This is a genomic window from Kitasatospora sp. MAP5-34 (assembly GCF_029894335.1).
Taxonomy (GTDB): Bacteria; Actinomycetota; Actinomycetes; order Streptomycetales; family Streptomycetaceae; genus Kitasatospora.
In genome coordinates, this window is record NZ_JARXZC010000002.1 from 125295 (window position 1) to 142632 (window position 17338).

Sequence of the window (17338 nt, forward strand, 5' to 3'; positions counted from 1 at the left end):
TGGCCCAAGGGGTGACCGACCTCGCGTCCTGTGGCCCAGCCCTTCTCGCCGGTACCGCCAAGGCAATGATCGACGCCCAGCAGGAATGCGGTGCCCCGCTGACGCGGGAGCTGGCGGAACAGCTCATCGCGCAGAGTCTGCACGCCCTGAGCCGATTGGTCGGTCAAGGGGCCTGCTTGGTTGGACGACATCGTGCACCGCTTCGCGGTTCCCGGTGGCAACACCGCTGCCGCTCTCGACGCCGCCCGGAACGGACTCGCCACGGCATGGCGTGCCGCATTCGAGGCGACGGCGGACAACGAACAGTCCAAGCCGAGGCCGCAGCTCGGGGGAGGGCGAGTTGAATCTGCCCGCCCCACCAGCACACGCCTGCGATGACGCCTACTGCCGGACGCCCTTGTCCGACGCCTGGACGCGGCCTCTGCACCGACCGAAAAGCCGTGGATCGCCTGCGCGGATGGGTGGAGGGAGTCCAACGTCGGTGTGTGAAGCCAAAGATGGCTGTCGCGTCGGGACGACGACGGGGCGCGGGTCTGCCGGAGCGTATGGCAGTGCGGTGATCGCCACCTGTGGCCTTCTCGGTCCTCGGCGGCGCCAGGTCAGGAGGGATGCTGCGCCGGGCGGTAGCGCTGGAGGTTTCCGCCGACCTGGTCCAGGTAGGGCCGGATGGCGGCGAGCCTGGCCTGGTCCTGCTTCTGCACCACCCAGGTGGCGGTGCGGTAGGCGGCGGCGAGGTTGAGGGCCGGGTCACCCGGGACGCCCTGGAGATCCGGGGCGATGGCGCAGAGCATCCGGCCAACGGCGAGGATCGAGTCCTCGGGGGTGAACGGCGGTACCGGAACGGTGTCCTGACGGTCGGGCGGCAAGTAGTAGCGGAGCACCCGGGGTGTCCAGCGGGCGATGCCGTACTCGTCCTTGACCGGGTCGCTCAGGTTCGGGTCGAAGCCGCTCTCGGCTTTGAGCATGGCCGCGATCAGAGCCGGGGTGACCTCCGGTTCGGGACACCTGGTGCCGGCCTCGACGATCAGGCCCTGGTACTGCGCGGGAATGTCGGTGCCGGGGTGCAGCCACCGTGCGAGGCCCTGGAGCGGAGCCCGAGTAGTGGTGAGGGTGGCCAAGGCGCCGGATGCGCCGGGTGCGCCGGGTACGGCGGAGTCACCCGGGACGCAGGCGCTGAAGGCGAGGGCGAACACCGCCGCGATCAGCGGACCGAGGACGCGGCGCGGCGCCGGTGGCCACACCTGCGGTGGCGCCGACGCTGCGTCGGATGCTGACGCCGGTGGACCTTCTGTCAAGACCTCCGCGCCCGGGCCCGGCTCCGCGCCCGGCTCCGTGCCCGCGCCCGGCTCCGCGACCAGCGGACGGGTGATCAGCCGGTGCGTGCGTACTCGGCGGTGTTCCCACTCCACCGGGTCGCCACCGCACGCGGTTACGAAGGCGGCCAACACCGCCTCGCTCGGCAGCCGGCGGCCGGCGGCGGCCTCGGCGAGCGTGGAGGCGGAGTAGTTGATGCGGGTGGCGAGTCGGCGGTAGGGCGGACTGCCGGCCTGGCGTCGTAGCTCGCGCAGGTCCAGGGCGAAGAGCGCCAGGGGGCCTTCGTCGGCATCGAGCGGCTGTTCCTGCCGTCCCACCTGCTGGTCCCTTCTGTCTGTCGAGCTCTACCGTCTTGTCGGTCCGTCGAGCTGTCCGGTCCTACGAGGGCAGCCTCGTCCAGACGCGTCCGGCCTTTGTCCGGCCTTTGTCCGAGCAGGCCAGCAGGCCGTGACGGCGCGCCCCGGGCCGAGTTTGATAGGGCGTGGCGCCCTCGTTTCGCACCAGCCATGACAACATCCAATCGCTTCGTGGGCGCCGCGACTCGGCTTTCCGCCGGATCTGCCGTGTGCAGTAGTTCACACACCGTCAGCGAGCGGCCGCTCTCACCGCACACCGCACTCCGCACCCCGCCATCCGGGCTCCGGAGTCCCGCTGCGGTGCCTCGCCGCCCATCGGTGGCCGCACCCCACCCTCTGGAGGATCACTCGATGTCCCACCCTTCCCAGCCGGACAGCGGCGAGGTCACCCGCCGCTCGCTGCTCCGCGCCGGCGCCGGCCTGACCCTGGGCGCGGGCCTGCTCGGCGTCACCGCCGGCTCCGCCTTCGCCGGCCCCGCCGCTCGACGCGCGGCCGTCGCGCCGATGGCGCAGACCGGCGCCGCCCTGTGCGACACGCCCGGTGACTCGGCGAGCGCCCAGGGCCTGGGCTCCGGAGACCTCGGCATCCCCTACTTCCGCGAGCACGACGGCTCCTGGGGCTACGTCTTCGGCGACTCCTGGGCCAACTCCGCGCAGCGCGATCCCTATCTCGGCTCGCCGGTGATGCTCGCCCAGTCGAACTTCGACAGCAGCGGCGGCTCGCCGATCTCGTTCACCTGGGCGATGCCCACCGGCGGCCAGGCCGCCCAGCTGTTCAACTACGCGCACCAGACGGACAACGGGTACGGCTGGGAGTTCAGCCGGATCCCCAACGACTGCATCGAGTTCGGCGGTCGCACCTACATCCAGTACACCTCGGTGGCGACCTGGACCTCGCCGGCCGGCTACGACGGCTCGCTGATGTCCGGGGTGGCGTACTCCGACGACTACGGCGTGACCTGGCAGGACTACCCGTACCACTGGGCCGGCGACACCCAGCACAACAACCAGTCCATGTACGGCATGTGGTCCTTCGCCGGCATCGACCCGGACGGCTGGCTCTACATCTTCTCCAAGCGCTGGAACGGCACCCACCACAACACCGCCGACGGCGGCGCGATCCAGCTCTTCCGGATCCAGCCGGACGACTTCCGGGCCGGCAACTTCGGCGCCCAGCAGAACTGGGCCTACCTGGGCGGCTCCTGGCAGTGGACCCAGGCGGCCCCGCCCTCGATCATCCTCTCCGGCAACAACATCGGGGAGTTCTCGGTCAAGCGGATCAACGGCACCTACTGCATGAGCTACTTCGACGTCGCCGACTACTCGATCTGCACCCGCACCGCGCCCCGCCCCGACGCGGTCTGGACAGCGCCCAAGCCGCAGATCGTCGGCAACAGCCTCTGGCGGCCGAACCACTTGGGCCGGCCGCAGCTCCCCTACCTCTACGGCGGCTACATCCACCCGGGCAGTGCGAACGCGAACTCGCTGACGCTGATCGTCTCGCAGTGGAACGGGCAGCAGGGGACGTCGCCGTACCGGGTGCTCCAGTACGACGGGATCAACCCGTAACCACGCCCGCCTCACCCGGCCCCCGTCACCCGGCCCGCGCCCCGGGGTCGGGTCACCACTCCCTGACTGCCGGATCCGGCTGTGCGGGGGAGTGTGTCCGGCCAACGGGACAGCGAGCCGTTGGCCGGACACACCAGGTGACTTCGAGGGTGCCGCACAGCCTGCGATGATCGGTGCATGGTCGAACGAGTCATCGCAGCCTGTGACGGAGCTGCCAAGGGAAACCCCGGTCCAGCAGCCTGGGCGTATGTGATCGCGGACGGTGACGGAGTGCCGCAGCGCTGGCAGGCCGGTCCGCTCGGGCACAACACGAACAATGTCGGCGAGCTGACGGCGCTGGAGCAGTTGCTGGCCGCGACGGACCCCGGCGTGGTGTTGGAGGTGCGGCTCGACAGCACTTACACCCGCGACGCGGTGACCAAGTGGCTGGCGGGCTGGAAGCGCAACGGGTGGAAGACCGCCGCCGGCAAGCCGGTGGCCAACCGCGAGCTGATCCAGCGCATCGACGCGCTCCTGGAGGGGCGGGACGTCACCTTCGTCTACGTTCCCGCGCACCAGGTGAACGGCGATCCACTGAACGCGATCGCCGACAAGGCCGCCAGCGACGCTGCCCGTACCCAGCAGGGCGCGGCGGGCACCGCAGTCGACCTCCCCGCGCCGGACCCGGCCCCTTCCGCCGCCCCGCGAAGCCGCCGCCCTGCAGCCTCGGCCGCGACGGCGAAGAGCTCCAAGGGCGGCGGGCCGACCTTGGCCGCACGGTTCCCCGGTACGTGCCCTTGTGCCCGCCCCTACGCCAAGGGCGACACGATCACCAAGGTCGGCCAGAGCTGGGGACACCCGCAGTGCGCGGCCGCCCAAGCATGAGCGTCCGGCGCTGCCCGCACCCCTGCGGTCCGGAGTCGCCTGGGCCGGTCGGCAGAGGGCCGGGCAGCCGGGCTGCCCGGCCCGTTTCGGGTTTCGGCTCGTTGCCGACCGGAATGCTCGCGCCGGCGCCGAAGTGGCCGGTGCGTCAGCCGTCGTGACGGCTCCCGGGCGGGAGTGGTTGTGGTGGGCGTTGGGCGGCGAGGGTGGCCAGGCCGGCTCGGGAGGATACTCCGAGTTTGTGGTAGACCCGGGCGAGGTGGGTTTCGACCGTGCGGGGGCTGAGGTAGAGCTGGGCGGCTATCGCCCGGCTGGTGAGGCCCTCGGTGACCAGGTGGACGATCTCCAGCTCGCGGGAGGTCAGTGTGGCCAGCCCGTGCGGGACTTCGCCGGGGGCTTCGAGGATCGCGGGGCGTAGCGAGTCGGCGAGGCCGACCAGTAGGGCCGCGCCGCCGTTCGAGGCGAGCTGGAGGCCGCGTTGCCACATGGTGGCCGCGCGGGCACTGTCGCCCGCCGCCTTCATGACGGGTGCGCCGAGCAGGAGGGCGTACGCCTCCCGGAGCAGGGCGCCCGACCGCGCGCTCTCCTGGGCGGCCTCGGTGAACAGCTCGGCGGCCGTGGCCGGTTCGCCTCGGCCCGCCGCCACCTGGGCCAGGCCGCAGAGTGCGGTTCCGCGCTGGGCCGGCAGGCCGAGTTGGTCCGCTTCCCGCAGGGAGCGGGTGGCCCAACCGGCTGCGGCGTCGAGGTCGTTCCTGGCGAGGGCGTCGGCGGTGAGCAGCTCCAGGAAGTGCGGGCGGATGGAGGGTTGCAGCCCGCGCAGTTCGCCGTCGTCACCCGCGTGCAGCAGGGCTTGCCGTACCCGGTTCCGGTCGCCGACGCGCAGCGCCGAGAGGCCGAGCACGCCCCAGGCGGTGGACGCGAACCAGCTGGTGCTCGTGCCCGCCGCCGCGACCGCCTCCTCGGCGATCGCGAGGGCGCTCGGGTCGCCGGGGGGACGGGCGTACACCAGGACCCGGGCCTTGGAGGCCAGCGACAGGGCCAGCAGTTCGCTGCTCCCGATCGACCGCGCGATGGCCTCGGACTCCTCGGTCAGCTCCAGCGCGGACGGCAGCCTGCAGGTGTTGAGGTGGACGTACGCCTGGCAGAGCAGCAGCAGCGGCAGCACGTAACTCTGGCCGCTGCGCCGGGCGATGGCCACTCCGCGGGCGGCGTGGCGTTCGGAGTCCGGGTAGTTCTCCAGGAAGACCTCGGCCCAGGCCAGCCCGCCCAGGGGTTCGCACAGGTTGGCGAGACCGCCGTCGGTCAGCGCGTCCACCAGGCCGCCGGCCGCCACGGCGAAGCTCCGGGCCGCGCTCATGTCGCCCTCGTACGCCTCGCCGACTGCGGCCACCGCGAGGCTGTACGCCTCGCCGGACTCGTCGCCGATGGACCGGGCGTGATCGATGGTCCGGGCGACCTCCGCCCGGATGTCCGGGTAGGAGGCCGCGAACAGCGCGCACGCACCTAGTTCCACCTCGAGTGCGATCACCTCGGTGGACGAGAGGCCGGGTGACAGACCGGGCGAAAGGCCGGGCGGCCGGGCCAGTTCGCGGCGGACCAAGGCCGCCGCCTCCCGGTAGTTGCCGAGGTGACGCTCCGTCAGGCAGCACAGCGCCACCGAGGCGCACCGGACGGTGTCGCCCGCCGGCCCCGGCTCGCCGATCAGCTCGTGCAGCAGATCGCGGCTTTCCCGCAGCCGGCCGGTCACCCCGAGCGCCCGGGCCCGTGCCAGCTTGAGTTCGCGCCGCCGCACCGCGTACGAGGGTGTGTCGGGCAGGATCGCCAGCACCGTCCGCAGCCAGTGGGCCGCGCTCGCCGGAGCCGTCGCGGCGCTCTGTCCGGCCGCTTCGATCAGCACGTCGACCGCCGCCGGGTCCCAGCCGGTCAGCGACCGCTCCACGTGGTGCGCCCGCTCGACGGCAGGTGCGCCGGCGTCGGCCAGTGCCGCCGCCGCCCGCTGGTGGAACGCGGCGCGCCGCCGGATGTCGGTGTGCTCGTAGACCAGCCCCCGGAGCACCGGGTGGCGCAGTGCCCACCGGCCGTCCGGACCGGCGCGGATCAGGTCACGTCGGATCAAGTGAGCCGTCTCCTGGTCGAGTTCCGCGTCCTGGTGTCCGGTGGTGCGGCGCAGTGTCTCGGGGGTGGCGTGGTCGCCGAGGACCGCGACCGCCTCGATGGTCCGTCGTTCGGCCGGAGTCAGCGGCGTCAGCTCGTCCAGCAGGAGTGCGCTGAGCCCGGTCGGCGCGTCGCGGAGCAGATCGGTGCGATCCGCCGACGGCGAGGCGGGGTGGCCGGGGTGGCCGGGGTGGGGCCGTGCGGCGCGGTGTGCCTGCAGCAGGGAGAGGAAGTACAGCGGGTTGCCCTCGCTCGCGGCGTAGAGTTCCACGGCCTGGGCGGGCGGCACGTCGGAGGCGAGGTGCTGGACGCACTCGTGCCGGGCGAGCGGCCCCAGGTCGATCCGGAGTACCGCTCGCGAGTCGACGCCACGGGTGAGTGCGGCCGCGAGTGACGACGGTGCCTGCCGGTCGCGGCGCGCGACGACCAGCACCACCGAGGTGCTGACGGGATGTCTGATGAGGTGGTCGAGGAGCTCGAGCGACGCGGGGTCGGCCCAGTGCAGATCGTCCAGTACGACGATGATCCCCGTCCGCCCGAGGTGGGTCAGCAGGCCGGCCGCCGCCTGGTAGAGGCCGAAACGGTCGACGCCACCCGGCGTTGCCGGTAGGGCCGGGACCCCGGCGATGCCGCGCAGGATCGGTGCGGCCGTCCTGGCCAGTGCGGGGGTGCTGAGCAGTGCCAGGGGGTCGAGGTCGGCGAAGGCGTCGATGAACGGCTGGAAGGGGACGTGCTGTTCGTACTCGGTGGCCCGGCCGCGCAGCACCGTCACGCCACGACTCCGGGCGCGGTGGCAGAACTCGTCCAGCAGCCTGCTCTTGCCGATGCCCGGCCCACCGGTGATGTCGACGACCGCCGGGCCGCCCCCGCCCAGCTGGTCGAGCACCGCGTCGAGCCGGTCGATCTCGGCGGACCTGCTGATGAAGGGTGTCCGGCCGGAGTGCCGGGCAGATCCGCCGCACGGCATGTCTTCCACAGCGGATTCCACAGCGGACACGTGCAGACCCCCAGGCCGTTGACGTCTGAGGTGATCATACCGTCGTACGGGAAGGGGTTTACGGTCTGTAGTTGGCTCTGACCGGACGGTCGGGCAGGCGCCTTGGGCGCCCGCCCGGTCCGTCACGTCATTCGAGCTTGATCGGGATGGTGCAGCAGCACGAGCAGATGCTGAAGGTGGCGGCCCGCTCGGGCTTCGTCGCCGAGTCGTTCATGCCGACCACGGTCAGCGCGCCGAGGTCGAGGTCGGCGAGGTCGAACTCGTCGCCGGTGGTGCTGATGTCGAGGTGACTGATCGTCTGGTTCACGTCTGTCCCATTTCCGTTCGTGTGGTTGTGTGTCACATCACAGCTGTGCACACTGTCGGCCCGTCATCCACGCGCGGCAATCGGTAGAAGTACCTAATCGGTTTACGCAACCGGTTCGGAACCGGCCTGCCGGAGTTGTACGTAGTCGATTCGGTACTTGATTCGGTACTTCTACCGATGCTGCCGGGCCGGAGCGGCTGCCAGCCTCGCACTCACCAGACCGGCAGCCGAGGAGAACCAGATGATCGACACCCCTGTCGGCATCGGTCTCGGTCTCGGCCTCGGCGTCGGTCTCGGTATCGATGTCGCGCCCGCCGCGCCGGGCGCGGTGTCGGTGGCGCCGTACGCCGTGGTCCGGACGGTGGCGCTCCCCGCCCCGCAGCCCTCGCCGGTCGGGGACGAGTACCGCGCGCAGGTCGGACGGTTGGTCGGCCTGACCGCCTGGTGCGAACAGGCCGGTCCCGAACTCTGCGACGCCCTCTACGAACTGGCCGGCTCCGCGCGGCCGGATGCCCGTGGGCGGGTGCTGCTTCCGCTGCGGCGTGACGTGCACAACCGCCGATCGCCGCGCCCGTCGCTGCGGGCCGCGTGGGCGGACCTGGCCCGGCAGCTGCCGTCGCCGTCGTCGCTACTGCCATTGCTGGACGAGTGGCTGACCGCGCGCGACGAGATCGACCGGATCGGCGCGCTGCTCGACGCGCTGACCGGGCCCGCTCTGGAGAGCGACCGCACCGCGCTGGCCGCGCTCTGCCGGGCCGAGGAGCTGCAGCGCGCGGTGGCCCTGACCAGCGCGGATCTGCTGCGTGCAGTGCGGCGGGCGGCCGCCCAGGGCGCTGACCCGGACAGGGGAGCCCGCAAGTCCGAGGCCACCGTGCTGCGGTACGCGATGCGTGCCGTCACCAAGACCGCCCCACTGTCCTGGTTCTCGCACGTCGGCTGGGGCCGCTGGAACGAGTGGCACGAGGACGCCGATGTACCTGGGCCGGGCCTACCGGGCGCGGCCGAGCCGTCGGCGGTGACCCAGGTGGACCGGTGGACGCTGGAAGCCCTGGTGCAGGCGGTGCTCCGACGCCCGGAGCTGCGTGCGGCGGCGCGCTACCGGCTCGTACCGGGTCTGCGTTCGGACGGCTCACAACTGGTCTACCGCCGAACGCCCTTGGGCGAGGGGACCTCCGCGCAGGAGCTCCCCGAAGAGCAGGTGACCGTGCCGCTGAGCGCACCGCTGCGCCATGTGCTCGCTACCGTCGGGGCCGGTGGCGCGATACAGCCGGGCGCACTCGCCAGCGGTATCGCCGCCCGGCTCGGTGGCCCCCGGGAGGAGGCGGAGCGCGCTGCGACGGCGTACGTCGGCTCACTCATCGACCAGGGGCTGCTCCAGCCGGTGTACCCGGTCGATCCGCAGTCGGCGGACGTGGTCCGCGAGACCGCCGACTGGCTGGCCGAGGTCGGGTTGGTCGAACCGGCGGCGGTCCTGGCCGACATCGGAGCGGACACCGAGCGGTACGCGCGGCTGCCCGCAGCGGCCAGGCCCCCTTGTCTGGACAGGATCCGGTCCCGCTGGTCGCAGGCGTTCGCGCTGGTCGGCGCGGTGCCCACGGGCCACCGGGCACCGCTCACCGAGGACGTCGCCGTCCGTACGGTGCAGAACCTCGGCGGCGGTCACGGCAGCGGAGCGCTACTGGACCTCGCCCGACTCGCGCCCCTTTTCGAGCTGTTCGACGAGTACGCGGTGATCCGCCGGATGGCGCGGGACCGGTTCGTCGCCCGGTTCGGCGTCGGCGGCAGCTGCGACGTGGTCGGCGAGTTCGCCGACGAGTTCACCGACACCTGGCGGGCGCTCGACCTCGTAGATCAGGCCGACCCGGCGGTCGGCTCGGCGGCCGCCCCCGGCGACGGGCAGCCCGTCGGCCGCGAGGTGCGGGAGCTGCTGCGACTGCGCGCCGAACTGGCTGCCGCAGTAACGGCCTTCGGATCGGGCGGCGGATCGGGCGGCGGAACGGATGGCGGCGAGGTGGTGCTGCCGGAGGAGGTGGTCGCCGAGGCCGCGCGCCGAGGGCCGGGCTGGCTCCGGAGGCGCCCCGCCTCGTACGGGGTGTTCGTCCAGCCCGTCCCGGCTGACGGCGCCACCCGGTTGTGCGTCAACCATGTCTACGGCGGCTGGGGACGCTTCACCAGCCGGTACCTCGACCACCTCGACCCGAGCGCGAAGGCACTGGTCTCGGCCCGGATCGCGGACGCGCTCCCCGGCGCGGAACGGGTCGCCCAGATCCGCCCGGTGCTCGGCTTCAACGCCAATCTGCACCCCTTGCTGGTCGCTGAGGAAGTGTCGGATCTGCCGGATCTCCCGGCCTGGGCAATGCTTCGGCCGGAGCAGCTCCAGCTGGTCCACGACGACGCCGACGATCAACTGCGACTGCGGGTCGCCGCCACGGGCGAGCTGGTCAACGTCCTGTACCTGGGATTCCTCTCGCCGTTCGTGCTGCCCAGGCGGCTGATGCCGATGCTGAACGACCTGGGGTCGGGCATCGTCGACCTCGGCAAGGGCCTGGTGCCGACCCGCAGCCGGGACACCGCCGTGGGCCGGATCCGGTACCGGCCCCGGCTGCGCTACCGCGAGGTGATCGTCTCCCGCGCCAAGTGGTTGCTCACGGCTGAGACGGTACGAGCCTGGCGGGCCGACCTCGACCAGGAGCCACCCGCACTCGCCACGTCCCGCTGGCGGGCCCAACTCGGTATCCCTGAACGGGTGTTCGTCGCCGCAGCGCCGCCCGAGGACGGCACCGCACTGAGTGCGGTCACCTCCTTCTTCGAACAGCCCAAGTCCCAGTACGTGGACCTCGGCAGTGCCCTGCACCTGCGCTGCCTCTCCCGCACCCTCGCCCGCTACCCCGGCGGCGTGATCCTCGAAGAGGCGTTGCCGGAGCCGAGAGTGGGCGCGTACGCCGTCGAGATCGTCGCCGAGACCTACAGGAGTCACCCGTGACAGCCACATCCCTCGCGGCGGACCGCGTGCAGGACGACGTACCGGATCGCGTACCGGATCGTGCACCGGACGACGCGCCGGAGCGCGCGGTGGTGCTGCGCCTGCGCCCGATCGTGCACGCCAGCCCGGTGCGGGACGGAGTCCACGTACGGGGGGCGCGGTCGAGCTTCACCATGAACGGCGGCTCGGGACTGTGGCGGCTGTGGCAGGCGGTCTCGGTGGCGCTGGCCGGCGGCCGTTCCCGCGAACAGCTGCTGGAGTTGGGTCCCAACCCCGCCGTCCGGGCGGCGGTCGCCATGATGGTGGGGCAGCTGGACGAACACGACATGCTGGTCGCGGTACCGCCGGGCTGGGGCGAGTCGTCCGGACCCGGTGATCCGCCCGAGCGGATCGCCGGTTGGCTGGCGGCCGTCGCACCGGATCCCGTCGACGCGTGGGAGCGGCTCCGGCCCGCGTCGGTCACCGTCTGCGGAACCGGTCCGGTTGCCGCCGCTGCGGCCCGGGCCCTCGCGGGGGCCGGAGTTACGGTGATCCGAGCGGGTGCCGAGGTGACGTCGCCCGTTCTGCTCGCCACCGCCGAGGTGGCGGTGTCGGTTGCCGTCGGCGGTGAAGTCGGCTTTGTGACACCGGTGTTCGCAGCTCCGTCCGGTGCGGACGATCCGGTACTGAGCGAGGCTGCGGCAATCGCCGACCGGATCGGGCTGTCCGCCGGGGCGCCGTCGCCTGCCGTCCTCGCCGCACTGGTCGGCGGTGCCGCCGCACATCGCCTGGTGTGCGCGATCGCCGGTCTGCCCGACCCCGGCGAGGACCCGCTGGCCGACGCACCCTCGACGGAGGCGGCCACGTTCCGCCATCCGACAGCCCTGGTCGCCCGCCTCGACCCGCTGCGTGCCGAGTACCACCCGTGGTTGGCCTCGGTCGAGCGGGCACCCTCGACCGGCGGATGGCTCGACCGGGCCGCCGCGCTGCTCCGGGTGGAGGCCCTGGCGGACCGGGAGACCGGCGTACTGCCCGTACTCGAACTCCACGACCTGCCTCAGTTGCCGGCCGGACTCGCCCGGTGCCGCGTCGGCGCTGGCGTCGTCTGCGGCATCGGCACCGATGCCGGTCTGGCCCGGCTGAGCGCTGCCGTCGGGGCCGCAGAGCAGTTGGCCGGCGTGGCGGACGGCTCAGCGGACCGGGTGGTGGGCGCCGACGCGACGCACGCCGAGGGTGTCCTGCTGCGCCGGCTGGTCCACCGGCAGCAGCACCGGCGTCCGGAGGGCACGGAGCCGGCCGCCGCCGAGCTCGACGCCGCCGAGTGGGCGTCCCCGGAGGCCCGACGCTGGTTCAAGGCCGTGACGCTGCGCTTCGGGGTCCACGCGGACCTACGGGTACGCCGACTGGCCACCGGCGTCCACCACGCCGAACTGCGCACCGGCAGCGAGCTGTTGGGCTGGGCCGTGGAGAGCACCCCGACGGACGCGGCGGCCTTCTGCGCGCTGGCCGCAGCGGGAGCGCTCCAGTGGCGGGCGGCCGGTGGCGACCCGTCGGCGGTGATGTACGCACCCTGTGGCGCCACGCCCACCGCCGCAGCGGACGGGGAAGCGGAAGCGGAAACCGTCCTGCAGCAGGAGCTGCGCCGCCTGCTCGGCACCCGCGCGCCCCTTACCCCTGTCGCGCCGAGCAGCCCACTGACCCGGGCGCTGGCGGCAGCCGGGTTCGTCACCCTGGAGGTCACGCCGTGACGCAGCGGCTGCGCGACCTGCTCGCCACCGAGCTGGCCGACTCAGGCCAGCCGTGGCCGGTCCTGGACCTCGCGGCGGCCCTGACCGCCACCACCCCGGCGGTGGTGGCACTGGACGAGTGGACCCCGGACCAGGCCGACGCCCTCTCCGCGCATGCCTGGCGAACCGGAGCGACGCTGCTGCCCGTCCGGCTCGACGGATCCACGGCGCTGATCGGGCCGTTGCTGCACCCCGACGCCCCCGCCTGCCTGGGCTGCGTGGAGACCGAGCGGCTCGCGACCATCGGCGGCCGTACCCCACGGGACCAGGGCGACCTGCTCCTCGGCGGCATCACCGCGCCGACCGTGCTGCCCCTGCTCGCCGCCCTCGCCGCCGACGCGCTGGCCGCCGCCCTGGCCGGCCCTCTGGCCGACCCGGCCCGTCGGCCGGGCACAGTGTGGGCGGTCCGTACCGAGGACGGCACCTGCACCACCCACCGGTCCCGGCCTCGCCACGGTGGTTGCCCGCTCTGCGGGCCGCTGCCCGAGGACACGGCGGAGGGGGCCAGGTTCGCGCCCGCCCGGCGGCCGTTGCCCGATCCGTACCGGCTGCGTCAGGACAACCCGGCCACGACCTTGGCAGGGCTGCGCGCCGCGCTGCTGGACCCGCGGCTGGGGCCGGTGGCGAACGTGTTCTGTCCGGACAAGTACCCGATAGCCGTCGCCAGCGCCGAGGTGGTCGGCCACTGGGAGGAGCGCGAGGGCGGATACGGCCGCTCGTCGACCTTCGCCGAGGCCGAACGGATCGCGCTGTTCGAAGCCGTCGAGCGGATGACCGGGATGATCCCGCGTGGCAAGCGCACGGTGCTGCACGGGAGCTTCGCCGAGCTCGGACCCGAGCGCGCGCTCGATCCGGCCCGGCTCGGGCTGTTCGAACCGGACGTGCTGGAGCTGCCGGAGTTCCGGCTCGCCCGCTACACCCCGGATCTGTCGATGAGTTGGGTGTACGGCTGGTCGATGGGCGCGGACCGGGCGCTGGCGGTGCCCGAGCAGGTGGCGTACTGGGGCCTGCCCGCCGCGTCGGACGGCGGCGGACCGGCGAGGTTCGTCCTGGAGAGCTCCAACGGCTGCGGTCTCGGCAACAGCCTGGAGGAGGCGGTGCTGCACGGTCTGCTGGAGGTCGCCGAGCGCGACGCGTTCCTGATGGCCTGGTACGCGCGCACACCCCTGACCCGGGTGGCGACGCCCGACGACGACCCGCTGGTGGGCCACTTCGTCGATCGGCTCGACTCGCTCGGCTACGACCTGCTGCTCTTCGCGGCCGACAACGACTTCGGCGTGCCCGTGGTGGCCTCGCTCGTACTCTGCCGCGACACCGAGTCCCCGGCCCCGCAGGCGTTCTTCGCGGCCGGAGCCCATCCGGACCCCCGGGAGGCGATCCGCTCCGCCGCCGTCGAGGCGGTGGTCAACCTCGAACACGCTGCGGAACAGGCCCGCGCCCGGCCCGCCAAGTTCGACCGGGACCGCCTGCGGCCGATGCTCGACCAGCCGGTGCTGGTGGCCGGAATGGACGATCACATCGGCCTGTACACCCTGCCGGAAGCCCGTGCACGCTTCGAGTTCCTGCTCGCGGACCGGACGCCTCCCCGACCGTGGCAGGAGGTCTGGCCCGGCCGGCCGCAACCCGTACCCGATCTCGGTGCCCTGCTGACGGAGTTGGCCGCCCGGGTCGTCCGGGCCGGTATGGACGTCGTCGTGGTCGACCAGACGGACCCGGTCGTGCGCGACAGCCTCGGCCTGTACGCGGCCAAGGTGGTCGTGCCGGGCGCGCTTCCGATGACCTTCGGTCAGGTCTACCGCCGGACCCTCGGTCTGCCACGGCTGCTGGACGTACCGTGGCGACTGGGCCGGCTGCCGGCCCGCCCCGGCTACCAGGACCTCGCCCTCGACCCCCACCCCTTCCCGTGAGCCCCGCCGAGCGGGCCGACCCGGCGCGCACCGAGGCCGACCCGACGCGCACCGAGCTGGCCACCGCCTACGGGCACGGACCCGGCAAGTCGGTCCGGGCGTCGCACCGGACCGTACGTCCCGCCAGGAACCGACCGGCGCACTCCGTGGAGCTGAGCCGCCTCGCGGACATCCCGCTGCTCGGCCCGGCCCTGGTGCGGACGCTGACCGCAGGGCTGGCCCCCCGCCGCTGGGAGCCCTGGAACATGTACAACGACCACCGGGCCTACCCGTCCGCGCGCTCCGCGTACCTGGTGGACGCGACGCTGCGGCTCGGCGGGCGGCGCTGGGCGATCGATCCGGTCAGGCTGCTGCTGGAAGGACCGGCACGCCTCCCGGATCCGTCCACCGTCACCTCGGCCGACATCGAGCTGACCGTCGACCCCGGGCGGCTGCCCGACGGCTACGGCACCCTGCGTGAGGCGCTCGCCCTCCTGGAGGCCGGCCACCTCGGCGCGGCTCTCGTCGAGGCGGGCCTTGCCACCGGGCTGGCCGCACGGGCACAGAGCGGATCCGGCGTGGTGTCGGAGGTGACGCTGAGCCACGGCACGGCCGCGACCTGGCCCTGGGAACGGGTGCGCGCCACCCGCAGTTCGGCACTGAGCCCCCGGGGTCTGTCGGCGGATCCCAGGCCGCTGCCCGCCGGGACCCTGCACCGCCTGATCCGGGACAGCCGCCCGCCGGAGGGCTCGCTCGCCGCGCCACCCGCCGGGGACCGCCTGCGGCACCGGCTCGCCGTCCGAGGGGTGACCGGCGTACCGGACGGACTGTACGGGCTGGACGGCGACGGGCCGGTGCTCCTCCAGCCGGGTCGGATCACCGAGCGGATCCGGTCCGCGTTCGGACTCGGCCCGGAAGACGTCGACGTGGCCGGTATGAACGTGGTCTGGATGATCACCGCCGATATCGGGGCCGTGGTACGCGGGCAGGGCCCCGCCGGGTACCCGGACACGCTGCTCAGCGCTGGGGCGGCCGCACAGCACGTCTGTTCGGCCGCTGCTGCGGCGGGACTGTTCTGCCGTCCGGTACGCAGCTTCGACGAACCCGCCGTCGAGGCCGCGATACGGGCCGACCCCGGGGAGGACGCCGTCTACATGCTGCTCATCGGCCGCCCCCGGGCCCTGGACTTCTGTTACGACCTGACTTCCCCGGAGGAGCCGACATGGCCCTGACTCCCGCTCCCGTGGCCCCCACTCCCGTGTCCGCCGCTCCCTGGAGCAGCGTGCACTGCTTCCTGCGTTGGCGGCCCGAGCACACCGACGCCTTCGTCACCGGAACCCTGGCACCGCTGATGGAGGCCCTGTGCGCGGCGGGTCGGATCGAGGGCTGGTTCTTCGTCCGCTACTCCGAGCACGGACACCACCTGCGGATCAGGGCCCTGGGCGCCGACCCGGCGACCACGAAGGAGCTGTGCGAGCAGCTGGCCGAGGCCGTACGGGCCGCGCCGTACTCCGTCGAGCCGGCCGATCGTGGGGCAGCCGGCGGCCCGGAGGCCCCGCGCGGGCACGGCGAGGTGTGCGAGTCCCGCTACGAGCCGGAGACCGAACGCTACGGCGGCGCCGCCGCGTTGCCGATCGCCGAGGAGGTGTTCTGCCGGTCCAGCGCGATCGCCACGGCCGCCGTCGCGCGCACTCCCGAGCCGGCCAGGCGGCTGGCCGCCGCGACGGACTTCATCCTGGCCACCGCGATCGCGCTCGACCTGGACCCGCTCGGCACCGTCCGGTGGCTGCGTCGCGGCGCGATCGCCTGGCGCCGGCACCCCGACGCCACGGCCCTGGCCCCGACCACCGTCCAGGGCTCGGCGCTTGAAGTGGCGGCGGCCCAGTCCGCAGCCGTCGTCCGGCGCTGGCACGACATCCACGCGTCCGACGGCTCCGGGACGCGGCTGCGCGACCAGTGGGCCGCCTGCGTCAGGACGGCCCGCGCGCGCCTGGAGCCGGACGCCGAAGCGGACACCGAGGCCGACCGGGAGCGCTGGTTGCAGGTGTGGTCCTCCCAACTGCACATGCTGCTCAACCGGATGGGGGTGCTGCCCGACGAGGAGCGCTCGCTCCAGTGGTTCATCGCCTCCTCACTCCTCGCCCCGGAGGGGACCACCGACTTCTTCGCCGACCATCCGGCCGCCGTCGACCGCCGCTACCTCGACGCCAGTAACTTCGCACCGAGCCGGATGGAGTGGCAGCAGCCGAGGAACGCACCCCGGGCCCCGCAGCAGCCGCCGCGCAGCCCGTTCGCCGGACCGCCGGTGGCCCTGCCGGCCGGAGCGCCGCCGAGCATGCCCCTGGCCGAGGCGATGACCCGCCGGTCGAGCGCGCGCGGCGAACTCGGCCCGGACCTGCGCGCGGAGGAACTCGGCACCCTGCTGTGGTCCGCCCACGCCGGACAGGCCGAAGCCGACGCCCACGGCAGGGTGCCCCGCCCGTACCCGAGCGCCGGAGCGTCGTACGCCGCCCGGCTGCGGCTCATCGTCCGCGAGGTCGAGGGGCTGAGCCCAGGCACGTACGAACTCGACCCCGTGAGCCGGACGATGCTGCCGATCGGCGCGGCGCCGACCACCGATGAACTGGCGGCCGCGTACGTGGGGTTCGGCCGCCAGGCCCTGCCCGGCCAGTACCTCGACGTGTCGGCGGTGCCCGCGCTGGTCGGCCTCTACGTAGACCTCGGCGCACTCCGCGAGCGCTACGGGCTGCGCGCGCTGCGGTTCGCCTTCCTGGAGGCCGGACATCTCGCGCAGAACCTGGCCCTGACGGCGGCGGCCACCCGGCTGTCCCTGGTAACGGTCGGCGGCTTCTACGACGACGTCGCACACGAGCTGTTCATGCTGGACGGCGTCGACGAGGTGCTCGCCTACCTCCTGCCGGTCAGCCGCCGCCGATCCGAGTGAGGTGAGCGGCTCCCTGACGACCGCCCAGAGCCGTTCAGGCCGGTGTGGACCGTCCGTGACGATGAGGGTCGGCGGAGAATATCCTTCCGTCCGCCCCTGGGACGCCCGACACTGGATCTTGACGGCCGGCCGCTGTCGCCTGTGGCGCGGCCGGTTCGGCACACCGGGCCGGCTACCGGCTACCGGCCACCAGCTACCAGC

At 73.1% G+C, this 17338-nt stretch carries 10 protein-coding genes; 7 read left to right on the plus strand and 3 right to left on the minus strand.

The window, feature by feature from the left end; all coding sequences use genetic code 11:
- Window positions 1–599: 599 nt before the first annotated feature.
- On the minus strand, window positions 600–1631 hold the full coding sequence (locus P3T29_RS02580; RefSeq protein WP_280714559.1) for a helix-turn-helix domain-containing protein: 1032 nt from the start codon (window positions 1629–1631) through the stop codon (window positions 600–602).
- A 390-nt stretch (window positions 1632–2021) separates the two neighbouring features.
- Here P3T29_RS02580 and P3T29_RS02585 point away from each other — a divergent pair, with 390 nt between their 5' ends.
- Together P3T29_RS02585 and P3T29_RS02590 are read left to right on the plus strand one after the other, a co-directional pair.
- A complete protein-coding gene (locus tag P3T29_RS02585; RefSeq protein ID WP_280714560.1) occupies window positions 2022–3239 on the plus strand; it encodes a DUF4185 domain-containing protein in 1218 nt (405 codons plus the stop codon).
- A gap of 177 nt (window positions 3240–3416) precedes the next feature.
- Window positions 3417–4103 carry a ribonuclease H gene (locus tag P3T29_RS02590; protein ID WP_280714561.1) on the plus strand — a complete coding sequence of 229 codons (687 nt, stop codon included), beginning with the start codon at window positions 3417–3419 and terminating at the stop codon, window positions 4101–4103.
- A gap of 145 nt (window positions 4104–4248) precedes the next feature.
- Here the strand turns inward: P3T29_RS02590 and P3T29_RS02595 are convergent, their stop codons facing one another.
- Both P3T29_RS02595 and P3T29_RS02600 read right to left on the minus strand, forming a co-directional pair.
- Window positions 4249–7221: an AAA family ATPase gene (locus tag P3T29_RS02595; RefSeq protein WP_280714768.1), complete on the minus strand. Its 2973-nt coding sequence runs from the start codon at window positions 7219–7221 to the stop codon at window positions 4249–4251.
- Window positions 7222–7378: 157 nt separating this feature from the next.
- On the minus strand, window positions 7379–7558 hold the full coding sequence (locus P3T29_RS02600; protein WP_280714562.1) for a hypothetical protein: 180 nt from the start codon (window positions 7556–7558) through the stop codon (window positions 7379–7381).
- 241 nt (window positions 7559–7799) lie between these two features.
- Between P3T29_RS02600 and P3T29_RS02605 the strand changes: the two genes are divergently transcribed.
- Genes P3T29_RS02605 through P3T29_RS02625 form a run of 5 tightly spaced genes read left to right on the plus strand, consistent with a single transcriptional unit; the run spans window position 7800 to window position 17137 of the window.
- The gene (locus tag P3T29_RS02605) at window positions 7800–10541 is read left to right on the plus strand and encodes a lantibiotic dehydratase (protein WP_280714563.1); all 2742 of its coding nucleotides are present in this window, start codon (window positions 7800–7802) and stop codon (window positions 10539–10541) included.
- Window positions 10538–12268, plus strand: a complete 1731-nt coding sequence (locus P3T29_RS02610; RefSeq protein ID WP_280714564.1) for a hypothetical protein — start codon at window positions 10538–10540, stop codon at window positions 12266–12268. The genes P3T29_RS02605 and P3T29_RS02610 overlap by 4 nt, the downstream gene beginning before the upstream one ends.
- Entirely contained in the window at window positions 12265–14214 is a 1950-nt protein-coding gene (locus P3T29_RS02615) for a TOMM precursor leader peptide-binding protein (RefSeq protein ID WP_280714565.1), read from the plus strand. Before P3T29_RS02610 ends, P3T29_RS02615 begins: the two co-directional genes overlap by 4 nt.
- Window positions 14211–15425: a nitroreductase family protein gene (locus P3T29_RS02620; RefSeq protein WP_280714566.1), complete on the plus strand. Its 1215-nt coding sequence runs from the start codon at window positions 14211–14213 to the stop codon at window positions 15423–15425. Before P3T29_RS02615 ends, P3T29_RS02620 begins: the two co-directional genes overlap by 4 nt.
- Window positions 15416–17137 carry a thiopeptide-type bacteriocin biosynthesis protein gene (locus tag P3T29_RS02625; RefSeq protein WP_280714567.1) on the plus strand — a complete coding sequence of 574 codons (1722 nt, stop codon included), beginning with the start codon at window positions 15416–15418 and terminating at the stop codon, window positions 17135–17137. The genes P3T29_RS02620 and P3T29_RS02625 overlap by 10 nt, the downstream gene beginning before the upstream one ends.
- Window positions 17138–17338: the final 201 nt, after the last annotated feature.